Origin of the sequence: Actinomadura sp. CNU-125 (assembly GCF_001942465.1) — a bacterium.
Taxonomy (GTDB): Bacteria; Actinomycetota; Actinomycetes; order Streptosporangiales; family Streptosporangiaceae; genus Spirillospora.
Genome location: NZ_MKJY01000177.1, coordinates 1 through 21,462 on the forward strand (window position 1 = coordinate 1; position 21,462 = coordinate 21,462).

At 71.4% G+C, this 21,462-nt stretch carries 19 protein-coding genes, 1 tRNA gene and 1 pseudogene; 19 read left to right on the forward strand and 2 right to left on the reverse strand.

The window, feature by feature from the left end:
- From BJF79_RS20930 to cysN, 4 genes are all read left to right on the forward strand, one after another.
- On the forward strand, positions 1-485 hold a 485-nt coding region (locus BJF79_RS20930; RefSeq protein ID WP_262402343.1), incomplete at its 5' end, for a hypothetical protein.
- A 22-nt stretch (positions 486-507) separates the two neighbouring features.
- Entirely contained in the window at positions 508-1,278 is a 771-nt protein-coding gene (locus tag BJF79_RS20935) for an SDR family NAD(P)-dependent oxidoreductase (protein WP_075899774.1), read from the forward strand.
- A gap of 47 nt (positions 1,279-1,325) precedes the next feature.
- Positions 1,326-2,264 carry a sulfate adenylyltransferase subunit CysD gene (gene cysD / locus BJF79_RS20940; RefSeq protein ID WP_075899776.1) on the forward strand — a complete coding sequence of 313 codons (939 nt, stop codon included), beginning with the start codon at positions 1,326-1,328 and terminating at the stop codon, positions 2,262-2,264.
- Positions 2,264-4,183, forward strand: a complete 1,920-nt coding sequence (gene cysN / locus BJF79_RS20945) for a sulfate adenylyltransferase subunit CysN (RefSeq protein WP_075899778.1) — start codon at positions 2,264-2,266, stop codon at positions 4,181-4,183. Before cysD ends, cysN begins: the two co-directional genes overlap by 1 nt.
- 70 nt (positions 4,184-4,253) lie before the next feature.
- Here the strand turns inward: cysN and BJF79_RS20950 are convergent, their stop codons facing one another.
- The gene (locus BJF79_RS20950; RefSeq protein WP_075899780.1) at positions 4,254-4,718 is read right to left on the reverse strand and encodes a VOC family protein; all 465 of its coding nucleotides are present in this window, start codon (positions 4,716-4,718) and stop codon (positions 4,254-4,256) included.
- A 58-nt stretch (positions 4,719-4,776) separates the two neighbouring features.
- Here BJF79_RS20950 and BJF79_RS20955 point away from each other — a divergent pair, with 58 nt between their 5' ends.
- A complete protein-coding gene (locus BJF79_RS20955) occupies positions 4,777-5,406 on the forward strand; it encodes a TetR/AcrR family transcriptional regulator (protein ID WP_075899782.1) in 630 nt (209 codons plus the stop codon).
- Between the two features lie 48 nt (positions 5,407-5,454).
- On the opposite strand, the gene BJF79_RS20960 is transcribed toward BJF79_RS20955, so the two are convergent.
- Positions 5,455-5,526, reverse strand: a tRNA-Arg gene (locus BJF79_RS20960).
- 128 nt (positions 5,527-5,654) lie between these two features.
- On the opposite strand from BJF79_RS20960, the gene BJF79_RS20965 reads away from it, so the two are divergent.
- From BJF79_RS20965 to BJF79_RS21030, 14 genes and pseudogenes are all read left to right on the forward strand, one after another.
- Positions 5,655-6,017, forward strand: coding sequence for a response regulator transcription factor (locus BJF79_RS20965; protein WP_075899866.1), 363 nt, complete (start codon positions 5,655-5,657; stop codon positions 6,015-6,017).
- 36 nt (positions 6,018-6,053) lie between these two features.
- Entirely contained in the window at positions 6,054-6,662 is a 609-nt protein-coding gene (locus tag BJF79_RS20970; protein ID WP_075899784.1) for a DALR anticodon-binding domain-containing protein, read from the forward strand.
- The gene (gene lysA / locus BJF79_RS20975) at positions 6,659-8,050 is read left to right on the forward strand and encodes a diaminopimelate decarboxylase (protein ID WP_075899786.1); all 1,392 of its coding nucleotides are present in this window, start codon (positions 6,659-6,661) and stop codon (positions 8,048-8,050) included. The genes BJF79_RS20970 and lysA overlap by 4 nt, the downstream gene beginning before the upstream one ends.
- A gap of 14 nt (positions 8,051-8,064) precedes the next feature.
- Positions 8,065-9,351, forward strand: a complete 1,287-nt coding sequence (locus BJF79_RS20980; protein WP_187357033.1) for a homoserine dehydrogenase — start codon at positions 8,065-8,067, stop codon at positions 9,349-9,351.
- Between the two features lie 103 nt (positions 9,352-9,454).
- Positions 9,455-10,522 carry a threonine synthase gene (gene thrC / locus BJF79_RS20985; protein WP_075899868.1) on the forward strand — a complete coding sequence of 356 codons (1,068 nt, stop codon included), beginning with the start codon at positions 9,455-9,457 and terminating at the stop codon, positions 10,520-10,522.
- Positions 10,523-11,461, forward strand: a complete 939-nt coding sequence (gene thrB / locus BJF79_RS20990) for a homoserine kinase (protein WP_075899790.1) — start codon at positions 10,523-10,525, stop codon at positions 11,459-11,461.
- Between the two features lie 456 nt (positions 11,462-11,917).
- Positions 11,918-14,048, forward strand: a pseudogene (gene rho / locus BJF79_RS20995) (transcription termination factor Rho).
- 259 nt (positions 14,049-14,307) lie between these two features.
- Positions 14,308-15,651 carry a sensor histidine kinase gene (locus BJF79_RS21000; protein WP_262402344.1) on the forward strand — a complete coding sequence of 448 codons (1,344 nt, stop codon included), beginning with the start codon at positions 14,308-14,310 and terminating at the stop codon, positions 15,649-15,651.
- 53 nt (positions 15,652-15,704) lie between these two features.
- Positions 15,705-16,358: a response regulator transcription factor gene (locus BJF79_RS21005; RefSeq protein WP_075899792.1), complete on the forward strand. Its 654-nt coding sequence runs from the start codon at positions 15,705-15,707 to the stop codon at positions 16,356-16,358.
- A gap of 213 nt (positions 16,359-16,571) precedes the next feature.
- Entirely contained in the window at positions 16,572-16,790 is a 219-nt protein-coding gene (gene rpmE / locus BJF79_RS21010; RefSeq protein WP_075899794.1) for a 50S ribosomal protein L31, read from the forward strand.
- 116 nt (positions 16,791-16,906) lie between these two features.
- On the forward strand, positions 16,907-17,971 hold the full coding sequence (gene prfA / locus BJF79_RS21015) for a peptide chain release factor 1 (RefSeq protein ID WP_075899796.1): 1,065 nt from the start codon (positions 16,907-16,909) through the stop codon (positions 17,969-17,971).
- Entirely contained in the window at positions 17,968-18,828 is an 861-nt protein-coding gene (prmC, locus tag BJF79_RS21020; RefSeq protein WP_075899798.1) for a peptide chain release factor N(5)-glutamine methyltransferase, read from the forward strand. The genes prfA and prmC overlap by 4 nt, the downstream gene beginning before the upstream one ends.
- A 61-nt stretch (positions 18,829-18,889) precedes the next feature.
- Complete coding sequence (locus tag BJF79_RS21025) at positions 18,890-19,831, forward strand: L-threonylcarbamoyladenylate synthase (protein ID WP_083733625.1); 942 nt, start codon at positions 18,890-18,892, stop codon at positions 19,829-19,831.
- A 435-nt stretch (positions 19,832-20,266) separates the two neighbouring features.
- Entirely contained in the window at positions 20,267-21,334 is a 1,068-nt protein-coding gene (locus BJF79_RS21030) for a DUF2207 domain-containing protein (RefSeq protein WP_083733626.1), read from the forward strand.
- The last annotated feature ends 128 nt before the right edge of the window (positions 21,335-21,462 follow it).

Genomic DNA, 21,462 nt, shown 5'->3' on the forward strand with positions numbered 1-21,462 from the left:
ACCGCTTCACCGGCAGCGGCCTGCGCATCCGCCGCCAGGGCGTCCGCAAGCTCGCCGACTTCTGGGGCCACTGCTGGCAGTCGGCCGTCTTCCCCGGCGGGCGCGCGTTCGGCTACATCGCCTACCCGCCCCGCCCGGACGGGCGGCCCACCTTCAACGAGGGGTTCGTGTTCAGCGGCGACGGCGGTCTCATCCCCGCACGCGTCGTCCAGGCGCCCTGGCTGACCAGGCTCCGAGCCCATGGCGAGGACGTCTCGCTGGTCCTGGAGACCGAGACCGGGACCGTCGCGATCGAGGGCGAGACCGTGTTCTCCACTCACGACGTCCACCACGCCGACGACACCTATTCGATCCGGGCGCTCAAACGCGAGACGCCCGACTTCCCCGCGCTCCACCAGGCCGGAGTGCGCTACCGCTGGGACGGCGAGGAGACCTTCGGGATGCTCGAACGCTCCAACCCCCTCGACAAGATCATCCGAGACTAGCCACTGGGAAACGGAGCACACCATGCGCGGACTGCGCGGCAAAGCGTTCATCGTGGCGGGCGGCGCCACCGGTATCGGCGCGGGCACCGCCCGGCGGCTGGGGGAGGAAGGCGCCCTCGTCGCCGTCGCCGACATCAACACCGCGGGAGCCGAGGCCACCGCCGAACGCGTCACCGGCGCGGGCGGCCGCGCCATCGCCGTCGGGTTCGACCTTTCGGACGACAAGTCCGTCCAGGAACTGGTCACCCGGACGATCGCCGAGTTCGGCACGCTGGACGGACTCCACAACGTCGGCGCGGACCTGTCCCCGGACAACATCGGACGCGACACCAACCTGCTGGACACCGACCCGGAAGTCTGGCGCCGCACCCTGGACGTCAACCTCCTCGGCTACGTCCGCACCGTCCGCGCCGTCCTGCCGCACCTGCTCGACAAGGGCGCCGGCAGCATCGTCAACACCTCTTCCGGGGGATCACTCGGGAACGACCCGTCCCATGTCGCCTACAACGCGTCCAAGGCGGCCGTGAACCAGCTCACCCGGCACATCGCGGTGAACTGGGGAAACGCGGGCATCCGCAGCAACTGCGTCATGCCGGGCCTCGTCATGGGCGAAACACAAGAACGCCAGAACGACCAGGAACTCCAGCGGGCCTTCATCGCCGCCGCGAGGACGACGCGACTCGGCGCCCCGGACGACCTGGCTTCCGTCGTGTCCTTCCTCCTGTCCGACGAGGCCGAATGGATCAACGGCCAGACCTGGTACATCGGCGGCGCCTCCCACCTCCGCCAATGAGCGAGACGTTCACTTCAATTCGGCGTCGCAACGAAGGTAGGGAGTCGATGGCCGGCACAGTTCGAGATGACGCCGTTTCGGGCACGCGCGGATTGACCCATCTGCAACGCCTGGAGGCGGAGAGCATCCAGATCATGCGGGAGGCGGTCGCCGAGAGCGAGCGTCCGGTGATGCTGTATTCCCTCGGGAAAGACAGTTCGGTGCTGCTGCACCTGGCCCGCAAAGCCTTCTACCCATCGAGGCTGCCATTCCCCCTGCTGCACGTGGACACGACTTGGAAGTTCCGGGCCATGTACGAGTTCCGGGACGCGATCGCACGCGACGGCGATCTGGACCTGGTCGTTCATCGGAACCCGGAATGCATCGAACGGGGCATCAATCCGTTCGACCACGGGTCCGCGCTGCACACGGAAATGTGGAAGACCGAGGGGTTGAAGCAGGCTCTGGACGGGCACGGGTTCGACCTGGCGTTCGGCGGTGCCCGGCGGGACGAGGAGAAATCCCGGGCGAAGGAGCGGGTGTTCTCCATCCGATCTTCCCGGCACCGCTGGGACCCGAAGCGGCAGCGGCCGGAACTGTGGCGGCTGTACAACACTCGCAAGCGTCCAGAGGAGAGCGTGCGTGTCTTTCCGCTCTCGAACTGGACCGAGCTGGACGTCTGGCAGTACATCCACCTCGAAGGCATCCCCATCGTGGACCTGTACTTCGCCGCACCGCGTCCCGTGGTAGAGCGGGACGGAACACTGATCATGGTGGACGACGACCGGATGCGGCTGCTGCCCGGCGAGACGCCCGAACCGCGGATGGTGCGTTTCCGTACCCTCGGCTGCTACCCGCTCAGCGGCGCGGTGGAGAGCACCGCGACGACACTTCCGGCGATCGTGCAGGAAATGCTGCTGACGACCAGTTCCGAACGGCAGGGCCGGGTGATCGACCACGACGCGGGCGCCTCGATGGAACGCAAGAAGCAGGAAGGATACTTCTGATGGCGCACACCGCCGACGACCTCGTCGCCACCGACATCGAGGAGTACCTCCGCCGGCACGAGCGCAAGTCGATGCTGCGCTTCATCACCTGCGGCAGCGTCGACGACGGCAAGTCCACGCTGATCGGGCGGCTGCTGTACGACTCGAAACTCGTGTTCTCCGACCACCTCGCCGAGCTGGAGCGCGACTCGAGAACCGCCGGCACCCAGGGAGGCGACCTGGACTTCGCGCTCCTGGTGGACGGTCTGGCCGCCGAACGCGAACAGGGCATCACGATCGACGTCGCCTACCGGTTCTTCTCCACCGAGCGGCGCAAGTTCATCGTCGCCGACACGCCGGGACACGAGCAGTACACCCGGAACATGGTGACCGGGGCATCGACCGCCGACCTGGCCGTCATCCTGGTGGACGCCCGCAAGGGCATCCTTCAGCAGACGCGCCGCCACAGCTATCTGGTCTCGCTGCTGGGCATCCGCGACATCGTGCTCGCGGTCAACAAACTCGATCTCGCCAGCTACTCGCGGCAGCGATTCGAGGAGATCGAGAGCGAGTACCGCGCCTTCGCGGACGGCATCGGCCTCACCGACGTGGCCTGCATTCCGATGTCGGCCCTGCGCGGCGACAACATCCTGCACCCCAGCCCCAACACCCCCTGGTACACCGGACCGTCCCTGGTCGGGCACCTGGAGACGGTCCGGGTCGCCGACGACCGGAACGCCGGCCCGTTCCTGCTTCCGGTGCAATGGGTCAACCGCCCGAGTCACGATTTCCGCGGCTTCTCCGGCCAGATCGCCGGAGGCGCCGTCCGTCCGGGGGACCGGGTCCGGGTGCTGCCGTCGGGCCGTGAGAGCACCGTCGCCCGGATCGTCACGGCCGACGGCGATCTCGACACGGCGGTGGCGGACCAGTCCGTCACGGTGGTGCTCGCGGACGAGATCGACGTCAGCCGTGGCGACGTCATCGCGGCCGCGGACGACGCCCCCGCCCTGGCCGACCAGTTCGAATGCCGGCTGGTGTGGATGAGCGAGGAACCGATGCTGCCGGGGCGCGCCTACCTCATGAAGCTGGCCGCCACCACCGCCGTGGCCCAGGTGGCGCAGCCCAAGTACGCCGTCAACGTCAACACGCTCGAACACGTCGCCGCACGCACGCTCGGCCTGAACGACATCGGCGTCGCCAATTTGCACCTGGACCGGCAGATCCCCTTCGCGCCCTACGGCGACAACCGCGATCTGGGTGGGTTCGTCCTCATCGACCGCTTCACCCAGGACACGGTGGCCGCCGGCATGCTGCGCTTCGCGTTGCGCCGCGCGCACAACGTCCACTGGCAGTCCGTCGAGGTGGACAAGCCCGCCCGGGCCCGTGCCAAGGGGCAGCGGCCCGCGGTGGTCTGGTTCACCGGACTGTCGGGCGCCGGCAAGTCCACGATCGCCGATCTCGTCGAGAAGCGGCTGCACGAACAGGGGCTCCACACCTACCTGCTGGACGGCGACAACGTCCGCCACGGCCTGAACGCCGATCTCGGGTTCACCGCCGCCGACAGGGTGGAGAACATCCGCCGCGTCGTGGAGGTCTCGCGCCTGCTCGCCGACGCTGGACTGATCGTGCTGGTGTCGTTCATCTCCCCCTTCCGCGCCGAGCGTCGGCGTGCGCGCGAACGCATCGGCGCCGACGAGTTCTTCGAGGTCCACGTCGACGTCCCGTTGGAGGTGGCCGAGGCGCGCGACCGCAAGGGCCTCTACGCCAAGGCCCGGCGCGGCGAACTGGCCAACTTCACGGGGATCGACTCCCCGTACGAACCCCCGTCATCGCCGGACCTGCATCTGGACGCCGGCGGCACGCAAACGCCCGAGGCGCTCGCCGACCAGGTGATCGACCACCTGCGACGGGCGGGCGTACTCGCCCCTGCCCTCGAATGAGGGCAGGGGCGGATCCCGGTTCCGCTCCACCGCGGCGGGCGTCGGCCCGATCGAGCGGGCTCGCCGGCGGTCAGCCGGGACGCTGCCAGAGCTCCCGCTCGCGCGGGTCGTGCACGGCCGTCGGGCCGGACTGGTCCGTGTGCTGCTCGACCGTGTAGAAGCGGACCTCGTGGCCGTCCGGGTCGTGCAGGCCCGGAAGGATCCAGCCGATGGTCGCGGAGTGCACCCCCGCGTGGGACTCGCCCATCCCGGCGAGCCGGTCGGCGAGGTCGTCCAGTGCGGCCCTGCCCGGGACGCCGATCGCGAAGTAGTCGAACCCGGCCGCCGCTTCGGCGCGTTCGGGGTCCAGCCGGAGGGCGAGGCCGGGGCCGCCGCGCGGATGCAGCATCGCGACGCCCATCAGCCTGCCCTCCTCGACGAATTCGATCAGGAGTTCGTAGCCGGGGCGGCTCTCGTACCAGCCACGTGCCCGCTCGATGTCTCGCACCGGCAGCTTCAGATGGTGGACCCCGGCCAGGGTCGGCGCATCCGCCATGATCCCCGCTTTCCAATGTATGCAGTGACACTGCATCGATGCAGTTATACTGCAACGCATGGTGGAGGACGTCAACGCCGATCTGCGCGCGGCACGGGTCGCCGACACCGAGGAGAAGATCTTGCGCGCCGCGACCCGGCTGTTCCTCGATCGCGGGTACGCGGGCACGACGCTCACCGCCGTCGCCGCGGCGGCGCACGTCGGTGCGCGCACCGTCTACGTGCGGTTCGGGACGAAGGCCGCCCTGCTCAAGCGGGTGGTCGATGTCGCGATGGTCGGCGACACCGCCCCGGTGGCCGTCAATGGCCGGCCCTGGTTCGTCCTGGCAGTCGGCGCCCCCACGCTGGACGAACGGATCGCCGCGATGGCCCGCGGCGGGCGGGAGATGATGGTCCGGGCGGGCGGCCTGTTCGCGGTGACCTTGGAGGCCGCGTCGGCCGAGCCGCGGCTGGCCGAGGCGGCGCAGGCGGGCCGCGAGGCGACGCGCGACAACCTACGGTACTTCTGGACCAGGGCGGCCGGCGACGGGCTGCTCCCGGACGGCCACGACATCGACTGGCTGGCGGAGACCTCGGCGATCCTCGTACACAACGAGACCTACCTGCTCGGCGCCCGCATGCACGGCTGGACCCCCGAGCGGTACGAGCGATGGCTGATCACCGGCCTCACCCGCCTGGCGGCGGCCTAACCTCCGGCCGCATGCGCGGTGGTGACGCCGCCCGTTCCCGTCTGTGGGTGCCCCCTGCAGGATTCGAACCTGCGCACACGGCTCCGGAGGCCGTTGCTCTATCCCCTGAGCTAAGGGGGCGTGCGCCCTGTGTTGGGCGCGGTAGAAGGTTACCAGGGTTGGCGGGGTGACGCGCACCTGGAATGTTCGCCGTGCGGCGAGGGGTGGAGTGGGCTAACTTCGTGGCCGTGACCGAGCCACTGGGACGCGTGCTGGTCGTCGATGATGACGAGGTGATTCGCCAGCTCATCGCCGTGAACCTGCAGTTGGAGGGGTTCGAGGTGTCGACGGCCGTCGACGGGCGGGACTGCCTCGACAAGGTGGGCGAGGTCCGGCCGGACGTCATCACGCTGGACGTCATGATGCCGCGGCTGGACGGGTGGGTGACGGCGATCCGGCTGCGCGAGGATCCGGCGACGGAGCACATCCGGGTCGCGATGATCACCGCGCGGGCGCAGGAGCACGATGTTCGGCGGGGGAACGAGATCGGCGTCGACGCGTACGTGACGAAGCCGTTCGACCCGAATCAGCTGATCCAGACGGTGCGGAAACTCGCGGCGGCGTCCAGATAGTGGTCAGATAGTCTCACCAGGGTGACTCCTGCGGATGTGAGCGCCGCGTTGGCGGCGGCGGTGCGCGCTGCCGGGGCGGGGGAAGTGCCCGAGGACGTGCCGGTTTTCGCGCGGGGGCCCGGGGTGTTCGAGAGTCCCGTGGCGCTGCGGCTGGGCGTGGACCCGGAGATCGTCGCGCGACGGGTCGGTGGTGTTGTTTCGCGCGGGTTCGTGCGTGTCGTGGTTGATGTGGGCGAGCTGGTGGAGTCTGTCCGGAGTGATCCCGGTTACGGGGTCGCGCGGGTGCCGGCGTTCCGTTGGGACGAGTGGCCTCGGACGTTCGAGAACCCCGGGTTCGTGGTGCGGTACGCGTACGCGCGGGCCTGCTGGACGATTCGGTGGGGGAGCGGGGCGGGTCCGCTGGAGTTCGCGGAGCCCGATGAGTTGGCGCTGGTTTCCTTGCTGGGAGACTTCCCAGGTCGCGCGGCGCAGGCGGAGCGGGAACGGGACGCCAGGCCGCTGGTGTTGTGTCTGGAGAAGGTGGCCGGGGCGTACCACGACGTGCACGAACGCCTGGGAGGGCGAGTCGCCTTGGCCGAGGCGGTGCGCGTTGTTCTTGGCAACGGCCTGAACATGATCGGTGAGACCCCAAGAGAGCGAATATGAGTCGTGTACATCCTGCCGGTGGCCGGCACGCTGATGTCCTGCCCGAAGACCACCCGGCGGGGCCGGCGGACGATCTGAACGCGATCGACGTGCGGGTGTGGCCCCGGAACACCGTCCGTGAGGACGGTGTCATGTACGTGGGCGGCGTCGATGTGCGGGATCTGGCCCGGGAGTACGGGACGCCGTTGTTCGTCTATGACGAGGACGACGTGCGGAGCCGGATGCGTGAGTACGCGGCGGCTTTCCACGACGGTGACGTCCACTATGCAGGCAAGGCGTTCCTGTGCGGGGCGATGGTCAAGTGGTTGAACGAGGAGGGCCTCGGCCTGGACGTGTGCAGTGGCGGGGAGCTCGCTGTCGCGTTGGCGGTGGGGTTTCCGACCGAGCGCATTACCTTGCACGGCAGCAACAAGGCCACGTGGGAACTGGAGAAGGCACTCGACGCGGGTGTCGGACGGATCGTGCTCGACTCGTTCGAGGAGATCGCACGGCTGGGCTATCTGGCCAAGGAACGTGGGGTTCGGCCCAAGGTGATGGTGCGGGTGACCACCGGGGTGGAGGCCCACACACACGAGTTCATCGCGACCGCGCATGACGACCAGAAGTTCGGGTTCTCGCGGAGTTCGGGGGCCGCCCTCGAGGCGGTTCGGCGGGTGCTGGCACTCGAACAGCTGGAGCTCGTGGGGTTGCACAGTCATATCGGTTCGCAGATCTTCGAGGTGGACGGCTTCGAGGTGGCGGCGCACCGGCTGGCGGAGCTGCTCGTGGCGATCCGGGACGAGCACGGTGTCGAGCTGCCGGAACTCGATCTCGGCGGCGGCTACGGGATCGCGTACGTGCCGGGGGAGGAGCCGCACGATCCGAAGTCGATCGCGGACGGGCTGCGCGAGATCGTCGCGCGGGAGTGCCGGGCGTACGAGCTGTCGATGCCGCGGCTGACGGTCGAGCCGGGGCGCGCGATCGCCGGTCCGGGCGGCGTCACGCTGTACGAGGTGGGCACGGTGAAGGACGTCGAGGGGCTGCGGACGTACGTGTCGGTCGACGGGGGGATGAGCGACAACCTGCGGACCGCCCTCTACGGGGCCGAGTACACCGGCGTGCTGGCGAGCCGGTCGTCCGATGAGCGCCCGATGCTCAGTAGGCTTGTCGGCAAGCACTGCGAGAGCGGCGACATTGTGGTGCGCGACCTGTGGTTCCCCGAAGATATTTCGGCGGGTGACCTGGTCGCGGTCGCCGCGACGGGTGCGTACTGTCGTTCGATGGCCAGTAACTACAACCACGTCCCGAAGCCCGCCGTGGTGGCGGTGAAGGACGGCAGGTCGCGCGTGATCGTCCGGCGGGAGGGCGCCGAGGACCTGCTGCGGCTGGATGCGGAGGTCGAAGCGTGAAACGCCGACTGCGGGTGGCGCTGCTGGGCTGTGGCGTCGTCGGCACGGAGGTCGTGCGGCTGCTGCACGAGCAGGCGGACGACTTGGCCGCGCGGGTGGGCGCGCCGCTGGAGCTGGCCGGGATCGCCGTGCGGCGGCCCGACCGGGTCCGTGCGGGGGTGCCGGCGGAGCTGGTCACGACGGACGCGCAAGCGCTGGTCACGCGGGACGACGTCGACATCGTCATCGAGGTGATCGGCGGGATCGAGCCGGCCCGGACGCTGCTGCTCGAAGCGATGAAGTCCGGCAAGTCGGTCATCACGGCGAACAAGGCGCTGCTGGCCGAGGACGGTGCGACGCTGTTCGCGGCGGCGCGGGAGTACGGGGCGGACCTGTACTACGAGGCGTCCGTCGCGGGCGCGATCCCGCTGCTGCGTCCGCTCAGGGACTCGCTGGTCGGCGACCACGTGCATCGGGTGCTGGGAATCGTGAACGGCACCACGAACTATGTCCTCGACCAGATGGACACGCATGGCGCCGGGTTCAACGACGCTCTGGAAGGGGCCCAGGCACTTGGGTTCGCGGAAGCGGATCCTACGGCCGACGTAGAGGGGTTCGACGCCGCGGCAAAGGCCGCCATCTTGGCGCAGCTCGCTTTCCATACGCCCGTTACCGCGGCCGACGTGCATCGTGAAGGGATCACGGAGGTCAGCCCGGGGGACGTCGCGGGCGCCAAGGGGATGGACTGCGTCGTCAAGCTGCTGGCCATCTGCGAGCGGGTCCCGTCCGAGGACGGACGCAACGGGCGCGGGGTGTCGGTGCGCGTCTACCCGGCGATGATTCCGCGGTCGCACCCGCTCGCGAGCGTCCGGGACGCCTACAACGCGGTGTTCGTCGAGGCGGAGTCGGCCGGATCGCTGATGTTCTACGGCGCGGGCGCGGGCGGCGCCCCGACGGCGTCGGCGATCCTCGGCGACCTGGTCGCGGTGGCGCGCAACGTCGCCGGGGGGACGCCGGGGCCGGTCGAGGTGACGTACGCGAAGCTGCCGGTGCTGCCGATGGGCGAGACCGTCACGCGCTACTACATCCAGCTGGACGTGGCGGACGAGGCGGGCGTGCTCGCGACCGTCGCGGAGGAGTTCGCCCGGCACGACGTGTCGATCCAGACCGTCCGGCAGGTCGGGATGGGCGAGGAGGCGCAGCTCGTCGTGGTGACGCACCGGGCGCGGGACGCCGCGCTGTCGGCGACGGTCGAGGGCCTGCGGGGCCTGTCGATCGTGCGCGAGGTGGCGAGCGTCATGCGCGTCGAGGGCGAGGAGTGACGCGGCGCGCGATCGGCGCGCCGCGGACGCACTAGAATTCGGACGACATCGCAGGTCGGTGCGGCTGCCCGGCCCGGGGCCGCAGGTCGGCAAGGAGAACGACGTGAACCCGAACGCCCGCGCGTGGCGCGGTCTCATCGAGGAGTACCGCGACCGGCTCCCGGTGACGGAGAAGACGCCCGTCGTCACGCTGCTGGAGGGCGGCACGCCGCTCGTCCCGGCCCACCGGCTGTCCCAGCTGACCGGCTGCGAGGTGTACCTGAAGGTCGAGGGCGCGAACCCGACCGGCTCGTTCAAGGACCGCGGCATGACGGTCGCGATCAGCAAGGCGGCCGAGGAGGGCGCGAAGGCGGTGATCTGCGCGTCCACCGGCAACACCTCGGCGTCGGCGGCGGCGTACGCGGTGCGGGCCGGGATGACGTGCGCGGTGCTGGTGCCGCAGGGCAAGATCGCGATGGGCAAGCTGGCGCAGGCGCTGGTGCACGGCGCGCGGCTGCTGCAGGTCGACGGCAACTTCGACGACTGCCTGGAACTCGCGCAGAAGCTCGCGGTGGACTACCCGGTCGCGCTCGTCAACTCGGTGAACAAGTACCGGCTGCAGGGGCAGAAGACGGCCGCGTTCGAGATCGTCGACGCGCTCGGCGACGCACCGGACGTCCACTGCCTGCCGGTCGGGAACGCCGGCAACATCTCCGCCTACTGGATGGGCTACAAGGAGTACGCGGAGGACGGCGGGTCGTCGCGGCGGCCGCGGATGCTGGGCTTCCAGGCGAGCGGCGCCGCGCCGTTCGTCAAGGGCGAGCCGGTGCTGAAGCCGCAGACGATCGCGACGGCGATCCGGATCGGCAACCCGGCGTCGTGGCAGCTGGCGATCAACGCGCGGGACGAGTCGGGCGGTGCGATCGACTCGGTCACCGACCGGCAGATCCTCGCCGCGTACCGGCTGCTGGCCCGCGAGGAGGGCGTGTTCGTCGAGCCGGCGTCGGCGGCGAGCGTCGCGGGACTGCTGCAGGCGACCGAGCAGGGCGGTGTCGAGCGCGGCTCGAAGGTCGTCTGCACGGTGACCGGAAACGGCCTCAAGGACCCCGACTGGGCGATCTCCGGGGCGCCCGCCCCGACGACCGTCAAGGTCGACGCGCACGCCGCCGCCTCCGCGCTTGGCCTGACCTAAATGGGCCGACCGCAGGGGCCGGTGTCGGTGCGGACGCCCGCGACCAGCGCGAACCTGGGGCCGGGCTTCGACTCGCTGGGTCTGGCGCTGACGCTGCACGACGACGTCGAGGTCGCGGTGATCGACGACGCGACGGTCATCGAGGTGGACGGCGAGGGCGCCGAGGTCGCGGACCGGGGCGAGCGGCACCTGATCGTGACGACGCTGCGGGCCGCGTTCGACCGGATCGCCGAACTCGGCGCGTCCGGACCCGGCCAGCCGAAGGGCGTCCGGCTGCGGTGCCGCAACCGGATCCCGCACAGCCGGGGCTTGGGGTCGTCGTCGGCCGCCATCATCGCCGGGCTCATCGCCGCGCGCGCGCTGCACCCGGACGGTTCCGTACTGGACGACGACGAGGTGCTGCGGCTCGCGACCGAGATCGAGGGGCATCCCGACAACGTCGCACCGTGTCTCGCCGGGGGACTGACCGTCGCGTGGACGACACCGGACGGTCCGCGCCTCGTGCGGCTCGACCCCCGGATCGACCAGGTCGTGGCGTTCGTCCCCGAGCAACGCCTGGCCACCGAGCGCGCGCGCGGGCTGCTGCCCGAGACCGTCCCGCACGCCGACGCCGCGGCGAACGCCGGACGGGCCGCGCTGCTCGTCGCCGCGCTCACCGCGGGACTCGACGGCGTCCTGCTGGACGCGACGCAGGATCGGCTGCACCAGGATTACCGGGCACCCGCGATGCCGGATTCGGCGGCGCTCGTGGCGCGCTTGCGCGATGCCGGTGTGCCCGCCGTGATTTCTGGGGCCGGTCCTACTGTCCTGTCCTTCACAACTGCATCACAAGTTGATTCGATGGAGCTTCAACTGGGTAATGGGTGGCACGAACACCCGTTGCAGGTCGCGGACCGCGGCGCGCACGTCGTGGCCGGTGAACCGCCCGTCCGGCCCTGACCCCCGGCACCACCGGAGCGCGCTCGCGCACCGCTGCATGCCGGTCCGGGATCCGGCGAGATCCACCGAGGTAAAATGCGAAGACATCGGCCTCTGGGGAATAGCAGTGCGCCCCGGTGATGTTAGGCTTAATGCCGCACCAGATGCCCCGTTCGGGGCAGCGTGCTCGTCAGCCGCGCGTCGCCAGATCGGCCCTTCGGCCGTGTCGGTCCCGCGTACTAGGCTTCCCGAGACCGTGACATCCCGATGTCAGGCATTCCAGCGAAACTTCGGACGTAGCGGGACCCGGGACACGCACGAGCGAACCGTCCCGACCACCATCTGGCTGTGCCCAGACATCGCCGCTCGCGACCCCATCGCGTGCGGCGGAGCCCGACTCGGCGCCCCCGCCGGGCCGCACTACCGGGTTGACTGGCCGAACGCCGGCCGACACCCGCTCCCTGGGAAGGACCCTTAGTGAGCGAATCCAGCGAACTCCTGACGGACGCCTCCGGCGCGCCCGCGGCCGACGCCGTTCCGGCCGGTGCGGAGCCCGCCGCCACCCCCCGGCGCCGCCGGCAGGGCACCGGCCTGTCGGCCAAGGTGCTGCCCGAGCTGAAGCAGATCGCGTCCGAGCTCGGCATCACCGGCACGACCGGGATGCGCAAGAGCCAGCTCATCGCCGCCATTCAGGAGAAGCAGGGCGGCGGCGACCAGGGGCAGGGCTCCGCGGGCGGCGAGCAGGGAGCCGCCGCCCCGGCCAAGACCGAGCGCCCCCGGCGCACCCGCGCCGCCAAGCGCGACGCGTCCGACGACGCGACGGCGCCCGCCGAGGCCGCCCCCGCGACCGGGCAGGCGCCCGCCGAGCAGGCCGACAAGCCGCAGCAGACCGCCGAGAAGGTCGAGAAGACCGACAAGGCGGAGCAGGCCGACAAGGTCGAGAAGGCGGAGAAGCCTGCCGACAAGCCGGACAAGTCCGCCGAGAAGTCCGAGCGTGCCGAGAAGCCCGAGCGCGCCGACAAGGGGGAGCGCGGCGGACGCGGAACGCGCGCGCCGCGTCCGACGGCCGGGCCGACCGGCAGAACCGCGACGGTGACGACGCCGAATCCCAGGGCGGCCGTGACCGCGGCGATCGGGGCGAGCGCGGCGACAACCGCGACGGCGGCCAGGGCGGACGCGAGCGCGGCGACAACCGCGAGGGCGCGGCCGGCAGCGGCAGCGCGGCCGTGACCGCGACGGCCAGGGCCGTCAGCGGGACGGCGGCCGCGACCGCAACGACCGCGGCGACCGCGACAACCGCGGTGACCGTGACAACCGCGGTGACAACCGCGACGGCGGCCGGGACGGCCAGGGCGGCGGCGGCCGGCACGACGACGACGAGAGCGGCGGCCGGGGTCGGCGCGGCCGCCGGTTCCGCGAGCGCAACCGCGGCCGCGGCCGCGAGCGCTACGAGGAGCCGGTGCTCACCGAGGACGACGTCCTCATCCCGGTCGCGGGCATCCTCGACATCCTCGACAACTACGCGTTCGTCCGTACGACCGGCTACCTGCCCGGCCCGAACGACGTGTACGTCTCGCTGTCGCAGGTCCGCAAGAACGGGCTGCGCAAGGGCGACGTCATCACCGGCGCGGTCCGGCAGGCCCGCGAGGGCGAGCGGCGCGAGAAGTTCAACGCGCTCGTCCGGCTCGACACCGTCAACGGGATGGAGCCGGAGCAGTCCAAGGGCCGCGTCGACTTCAGCAAGCTGACGCCCCTGTACCCGCAGGAGCGGCTGCGCCTGGAGTCCGACCCCGGCATCCTGACGACCCGGATCATCGACCTCGTGTCGCCGATCGGCAAGGGGCAGCGCGGCCTGATCGTGTCGCCGCCCAAGGCCGGCAAGACGATGGTGCTCCAGGCGATCGCCAACGCGATCACCAAGAACAACCCGGAGTGCCACCTGATGGTCGTCCTGGTGGACGAGCGTCCGGAAGAGGTCACCGACATGCAGCGGACGGTGAAGGGCGAGGTCATCCACTCGACCTTCGACCGTCCCGCCGAGGACCACACCACGGTCGCCGAGCTGGCCATCGAGCGCGCCAAGCGCCTCGTCGAGCTGGGCCACGACGTCGTCGTGCTGCTCGACTCGATCACCCGGCTGGGCCGCGCCTACAACCTGGCGGCCCCGGCGTCCGGGCGGATCCTGTCCGGTGGTGTCGACTCGACCGCGCTGTACCCGCCGAAGCGCTTCTTCGGCGCCGCGCGCAACATCGAGAACGGCGGCTCGCTGACGATCCTCGCCACCGCCCTGGTCGAGACCGGGTCGCGGATGGACGAGGTCATCTTCGAGGAGTTCAAGGGCACCGGCAACATGGAGCTCAAGCTCAACCGGGGGCTCGCCGACAAGCGGATCTTCCCGGCGGTGGACGTCGACCAGTCCAGCACCCGCAAGGAAGAGATCCTCATGGCTCCCGAGGAGCTGCGGGTCGTCTGGCAGCTCCGCCGGGTGCTGCACGCCCTCGACACCCAGCAGGCGCTGGAACTCCTCATCGAGAAGATGAAGGAGACGAAGTCGAACGCCGAGTTCCTGATGCAGGTGCAGAAGACGACGGTCGCCGACGACCGCTGAGGTCACGCGCGAGCGCGCACGCGAACGTGCACGCTCGCGCACGAACGTCCCCGTCGCCCCTGGCCCGGTTCGTCCGGCCGGGGGCGACGTGCGTCCGGACGCCCGCGGCGCGACCCGGCGCGACCCGGCGCCGCGCAGCGCCGACGCCCCGCCATGGTGGGGTTAGCCCTACCTCGGGATTACAGGTAGACGTCATGGCGACCCGCCCCCCGGTCGACCACTCTTGAAGCGTAAGCATGAAGAGCCGTGGAGGGCTGACATGGGCGGGTTGACGACGGCGCCGGAAGGCGCCGTGCGGGGCGGCGATTCGAGACGGTCCGTGGTGCGGGCGTCCTGGCGGCCGCTGGACATGGTGCGTTCGTCGCTCACCTGGCGTTCGGCCGCCTACCAGCTCGTCGCCCTGATGGCGGGCACCGCCTGGTTCACGATCCTGGTCACCGGGGTCGCGCTGTCGACGGGCCTCGTCGTCATCTGGGTCGGGGTGCCGCTCGCGGCCCTGCTCCTCCTGCTGTGGCGGGCCGGCGCGATGTTCGAACGGCAGCTGATGAGGGGCGCCTTCGGCGTCACGATCCCGAGCCCCTACCGGCCGCTGCCGGAAGGCCACCTGCTCAAGAAGCTGAAGGGCATGGCGGTCGACCCCGCCACCTGGAAGGACTTCGGGTACTTCGCGCTCCTGTTCCCCGTCACGATCATCGAGTTCACCGTCTCGGCGACCCTCTGGTCGACGGCCGCGGTCCTCCTCGTCGCGCCCGTGGTCGTCGCGCTCGGCGAGGACATGCGCATCCAGCTCGGCGACTGGTTCACCTACCACCCGCAGAACATCCTCGACGCGGTGTTCGCCGTGCTGGCCGGCTGCGCCGTCCTCGTCCTCGCGATGTACGTGACGCGCGTGCTGGCGATCGGCCACGCCCTGTACGCGGTGTTCCTGCTGGGCCCGAACGCCTCCCAGACGGAGGCGCGGCGGCAGCAGGCCCGCGCGGACCGCCTCCAGGCCAGCCGCGCCCGCGGCGTGGACGCCGCCGAGTCGGAGCGCCGCCGCATCGAACGCGACCTGCACGACGGCGCCCAGCAGCGGCTGCTCGCCGTCGCGATGGACATCGGACGGGCCCGCGCCAAGCTCGAAGACGACCCGGAGGGCGCGCGGGCGCTGATCGAGCAGGCGCACACGGGCACGAAGGAGGCCATCGCCGAGCTGCGCGACCTGGCCCGCGGCATCTACCCGGCGATCCTCACCGACCGCGGCCTCGACCCCGCACTGTCCGGGCTCGCCGCACGCGCGCCCGTCCCGGTCGAGGTGAACGTCGACCTGCCCGAGCGTCCCCCGGCCGCCGTGGAGAGCATCGCGTACTTCATCGTCGCCGAGTCGCTCGCGAACATCGCGAAGTACGCCCGCGCCACGCGCGCGAGCGTCCGGGTGGAGCGCGAGGACGCCTGGGTCGTCGTCGAGATCATCGACAACGGCGTCGGGGGCGCCGTCGCGTCCCCGGACGGCGGCCTGGCCGGCCTCGCCGACCGCGCCGCCACGATCGACGGAATGCTGATCGTCGACAGCCCGCCCGGCGGCCCGACGATCATCCGGGCCGACCTTCCCTGCACCTGGTAGCGCCTTCGCGGGCACGCGTCGTCCGCAGCCGGGACGGGCCCGATAATGGGGGGATGCGGGTTGTGATCGCCGAGGATTCGGTGCTGCTGCGGGAGGGACTCGTCCGGCTGCTGGCCGACGCCGGGATCGAGACCGTCGCGACGGTCGGGGACGGTCCCGGGCTGATCGGCATCGTCGAGGAGCACGGCCCCGAGCTGGCGATCGTGGACGTGCGGATGCCGCCGTCGTTCACCGACGAGGGGCTGCGCGCCGCCCTGGCCGTCCGCGAGCGGTGGCCGGGGACGCCGATCCTGGTGCTGTCGCAGTACGTGGAGGAGCGGTACGCCACCGACCTGATCGGCGGCGGCGCGGAAGGCGTCGGCTACCTGCTGAAGGAGCGGGTCGCGGACGTCGCCGAGTTCATCGACGCGGTGCGCCGGATCGCGGCGGGCGGCACGGTCATCGACCCGGAGGTGATCGGGCAGCTGCTGGGCCGCCGCCGCGACGGGGACCCCATGGAGGGGCTCACCCCGCGCGAACGCGAGGTGCTCGGGCTGATGGCGCAGGGCCGCGCGAACGGCGCGATCGCGGCGGACCTGGTCGTCACCGAGGGGGCCGTGGAGAAGCACATCTCCAACATCTTCGCGAAGCTGCGCCTGCAGCCCGCGCAGGGCGAGCATCGGCGCGTCATGGCCGTCCTCACCTACCTGGGACGCGCCGGCGGCTGAGGCGGTCGCGAGGGGTGCGCCGGCCGGCCGGGGCGCGGCGAGATCGGGAATGCCCGGTGACCTCGGCACGTTCGGGTATCTGGCACACTTGGAGTGCAACCGCTGCGGTACCGGTTCGCGCCTCCCACATCTCCACGGCCCGTCGCTCCGAACGCGGCCGTGCGAAGTCGAAGGCGGGGGCGTCCGGCGACCGCCTCAAGCGAGGAGAAACTCATGCAGGCCGACATTCACCCCGAGTACGTCGTCACGACCGTGACGTGCACGTGCGGCAACACCTTCGAGACGCGCAGCACCGCCCCGAACGGGGTCATCCACGCGGACGTGTGCTCGAACTGCCACCCGTTCTACACGGGCAAGCAGAAGATCCTCGACACCGGCGGCCGGGTGGCGCGCTTCGAGCAGCGCTTCGGCAAGAAGAAGGCCGACAAGTAGGACGAGCGCGCACCAGCGACCAGGGACGGTCCGGGGACCCGCGCGGTCCCCGGACGTCCGAAGCCTGCATCCGGAGGCCGCCAGGGGTCCCCGGGCCGGACCGGCCAGGACACACCGTGAATCTCGACGATCTGATCAGCGAATACGCGGGCATCGAGGAGCGGCTCGCGGATCCGTCCGTGCACGCCGACCAAAACGTCGCGCGGCGGCTCGGCAAGCGCTACGCCGAGCTGAAGCCGATCGTCGAGACCTACCGCGACTTCACCGCCACCGAGGACGACCTGGCCGCCGCGCGGGAGCTCGCGGGCGAGGACGAGACGTTCGCCGCCGAGGCCACCGAGCTGGAGAAGCGCCGCGAGGACCTGGAGGAGCGGCTCCGCCGGCTGCTGGTGCCCCGCGACCCCAACGACGGCAAGGACGTCATCCTGGAGGTCAAGGCCGGTGAGGGCGGCGAGGAGTCCGCGCTGTTCGCGGGCGACCTGCTGCGCATGTACCTCCGGTACGCCGAACGGATCGGCTGGAAGACCGAGGTCCTGGACTCCCACCCCTCCGACCTGGGCGGCTACAAGGACGTCACGGTCGCGGTGAAGGCGAAGGGCTCCCAGGAAGAGGGAGTCTGGACGCGCCTGAAGTTCGAGGGCGGCGTCCACCGGGTGCAGCGGGTTCCCGCCACGGAATCGCAGGGACGGATCCACACCAGCGCGGTCGGTGTCCTGGTGACGCCCGAAGCCGAAGACGTGGACGTCCAGGTCGACCCGAACGACCTGCGGATCGACGTTTACCGTTCGTCCGGTCCGGGTGGGCAGAGCGTCAACACGACCGACTCGGCGGTGCGCATCACGCACGTGCCCACGGGCGTCGTGGTGTCGTGCCAGAACGAGAAGAGTCAGCTGCAGAACAAGGAGCAGGCGCTTCGCATCCTGCGTTCCCGCCTCCTGGCCATGGCGCAGGAAGAGGCGGACGCGGCGGCCGCGGCCGAACGCAAGAGCCAGGTCCGGACGGTCGACCGCTCGGAACGCGTCCGCACCTACAACTATCCGGAGAACCGGATCTCCGACCATCGCGTCGGGTACAAGGCGTACAACCTCGACCAAGTTCTGGACGGCGACCTGCACAACGTCACGCAGGCGCTCGTCGACGCCGACATGGAACGCCGACTGGCCGAAGCCCAGGAATCATGACGCTGCTGCTCGACGAGATCGCCAGGGCCACCGCGCGGCTCGCCGAGGCGGGGGCCGCCTCCCCCCGCGCCGACGCCGAGGAACTCGCCGCGGCCGTCCACGACGTCAAGCGGTCCGAGCTGCACGGCGTCCCGGACGGCTCGTTCGACGCGCGGTTCTGGGAGTTCGTCGCGCGCCGCGAGGCCGGCGAGCCGCTCCAGCACATCACCGGGCGCGCGTTCTTCCGCTACCTCGAACTGAAGGTCGGCCCGGGCGTGTTCGTGCCCCGCCCCGAGACCGAGGTGATGGTCGGCTGGGCGCTGGAGACGCTCCGCGACATGGACGTCCGCGACCCCCTCGTCGTCGACCTCGGCACCGGTTCCGCCGCCATCGCCCTGTCGATCGCGTTGGAGGCGCCCCGCGCGCGCGTGCACGCCGTCGAGAAGGACCCCACCGCGTTCGTCCACGCCACCCGCAACATCGAGGAACTGGACGAACGCGGCCGCGTCCGCCTCCACCTGGGCGACTTCGCGTCCGCGCTGCCCGAGCTGAACGGCACCGTCGACCTCGTCGTCAGCAACCCCCCGTACATCCCGATGAGCGAGTGGGAGTACGTCCCGCCGGACGTCCGCGACCACGACCCGGCCGCGGCCCTGTGGGGCGGCGGCGACGACGGCCTGGACGCCATGCGCGTCGTCGAACGCACCGCCCGCCGCCTGCTGCGCCCCGGCGGCCACGTCGCCGTCGAGCACAGCGACCTGCAGGGCAACGCCGTCTACTGGACGTTCCCCGAGGAGAACGGCTGGCGCGACGTCCGCAACCGCCGCGACCTCACCGACCGGGACCGTTTCGTCACCGCCCGCATGATCTCCGACTGATACCACGCCCCGGAGGACGGTGCGGCCCGACCGGGCCGCGGGGCGTGGAAGACTTGGCGTCGTGAGCCGACGTTATGACTGCGCTGAGCCGATGGAGCGGACGCGAGGGATCGCGGAGGCGGTTTCGGCGGTGCGGCGCGGAGAGCTGGTGGTCCTGCCGACGGACACGGTGTACGGCGTCGGTGCCGACGCGTTCACCCCCACGGCGGTCTCGGCGCTGCTGAAGGCGAAGGGCCGGGGCCGGGAGATGCCGCCGCCGGTGCTGGTCGGGTCGGTGCGCGCCGCCACCGCGCTCGTCGAGGACCTCGGCCCCTACGGGCAGGACCTGATCGACGAGTTCTGGCCGGGCGGGCTGACGCTCGTGTGCCGCGCGAACCGCAGCCTCATGTGGGACCTCGGCGAGACCAAGGGCACGGTCGCGGTGCGCATGCCGATGCACGAACTGGCCGTCGAGCTGCTCAAGGAGACCGGCCCGCTGGCCGTCAGCAGCGCGAACCTGAGCGGCTCGCCCGCCGCGCGGACCGCGGCGGAGGCCGAGGAGATGCTCGGCGACTCGGTCTCGGTGTACCTGGACGGCGGGACGTCCGGGCACGGCGACGCCTCGACGATCGTCGACCTGACGGGCCCCGCCCCGCGTCTGCTGCGCGCGGGCGCCGTCCCGGTCGAGAAGATCCGCGCCATCGTCGGCATCCTGCTCACCGACGACGAGGCCAAGGACGAACCGGACGCCGCCCCGCTCTCCCTCACGAAGGAGACGTCGCCGAACACCCGCGACGACGACGCGGCGGAGTCGTCCGACGGGCCCCGCCCGTCCCTCACGAAGGACGCCCCCGCGAAGGACGGGCCGGACGAGCCCGCGCCCCCCGCGAACGACGCTCCGAAGACGGACGAGCCCGCAGACAGCGCGAACCTCTCGAAAACCACCGAGGCCGCGGCTTCGGACACCCCTGCGGACGACGCGAAGGGAGCCTCCGACACCTCGTCCACCGACGAGAAGCGGTAGGCGCACGCGCGGAAGGCCCCGCAGCCGTCCGTGGAAGGCGCGGAGACGGGTGACGGCGGCGGGACCGCCACGGGGCCAAGCGACGAAGCCCAACGCCCGCGACGGACGCACTCACGCCCCCGCAAGAGGCGTCCGGGCAGGCGCACCCGACAGCCATCCGGCAACTTCCGGCGAGGCGCCCGGCAGACACCCGCAAGCCATCCGGCGAGGCGCCCGGCAAGCATCCGGCGTGCCTCCCGGGCCACGCTCGGGAGGCCTCCGGCAGGCTCCCCGGACGGGCGCCCGGAGGCCACCGGCGAGGCGTGTGGAGGCCTCCAGCAAGGCTCCCGGACGGTGCCCCGGCAGGCGCGCGGGAGGCGGGGGTGTCCCGGGAGCGGTACGTCACACCCGAGGATCGGGGCGTTAGGGCATCGGGCGCCGGGTAGCGATGCGACGATGCGAGACGTGCGTGGCCGTGTTCGGGGGCCCGCGATCGCCGCGGGCATGCTGGTGGCGCCGCTCGTGGTGGTGCTGGTGGCGCTGCTGGTCGTGCCCGCCGCGGCGGACCGGCGGGCGCGCCCGCGGATCCCGACCTACGACGTCGTGCTCACCCTGCGCGCGGACGGGGTGCTGCACGTGCGCGAGACGATCACCTTCGACTTCGCCGACGACGGACGCGGCATCGTGCGGCGCCTGCGCTACCGGGACGGCGATCGCGTGTACGAGGTCCGGGACGTGCGCGCCAGTTCGTCCACCGGGGCGCCCGCGCGGGTGCGGACGACGAAGCTCGGCCACCACCTGCGGATCGGCGTCGGCACCGGCGGGCCGGAGGTGCGCGGACGGCAGGCGTACGTGATCGAGTACGACGTCCTGCGGGCGTTCACGCCGCGCGCGGGGTTCGACGAGCTCGAATGGGACGCGATCGGGACGGGCTGGGACGTCCCGATCGAGCACGCGGCGGTCCGGGTGGAGGGGCCGGTGCGGCTCCGCGACGTGACGTGCCTCGCCGGGACGACGGGGACGCCCGGGGCGAGCGTCGCGTGCGCGCGGGACCGGGACGGCCGTTACGCGATCGACTTCACGCAGAACGGGCTGGCGGCGGGGGAGGGGATGCGGGTGCGGGTGCGGCTGCCCCGACCGGGCGGTCGAGGGCGCCGCCGCCCGCGTACGCGCGTCCGCATTGGGCGGGGACGTGGGCGGGGACTCGATGCTCGCGCTCGCGGTCGGGGCCGTGGTGCTGGCGGCGCGCCGACCGCCGCACGGCCTCCGCCCCCGCCTCCGCCGGGCGCGGCGGCGGGAACCGGGCTCGTCGCGGCGGGCGCGATGCTGATCGTCGCGCAGCGCGGCCGACGACGTCCTCGCCCGCGGGCCGTGGGCGTTCTCGCTGGGAGACCCCTGTCTGGCGGGGCTCGCGCTGCTGTCCGCAGGGGCTGGAATCGTTTTCGCTCACCGGGTAGGAGAGCCGTAGCGCACACGGGCGGGCACGAGTTGGGATTACAGTTGGTCGGTCCCGAGGCGAACTGATCGCCCCGGACGGCCGTCTACGTATCGAGGGACGCGTGCGGACGGACGCGCGCGAGCCCGGCACGGACACCGGCACCGGCCACGGGCCGGCGTCGATGGCGTGGACGGCGCGAAGAACTGCGAGGGGA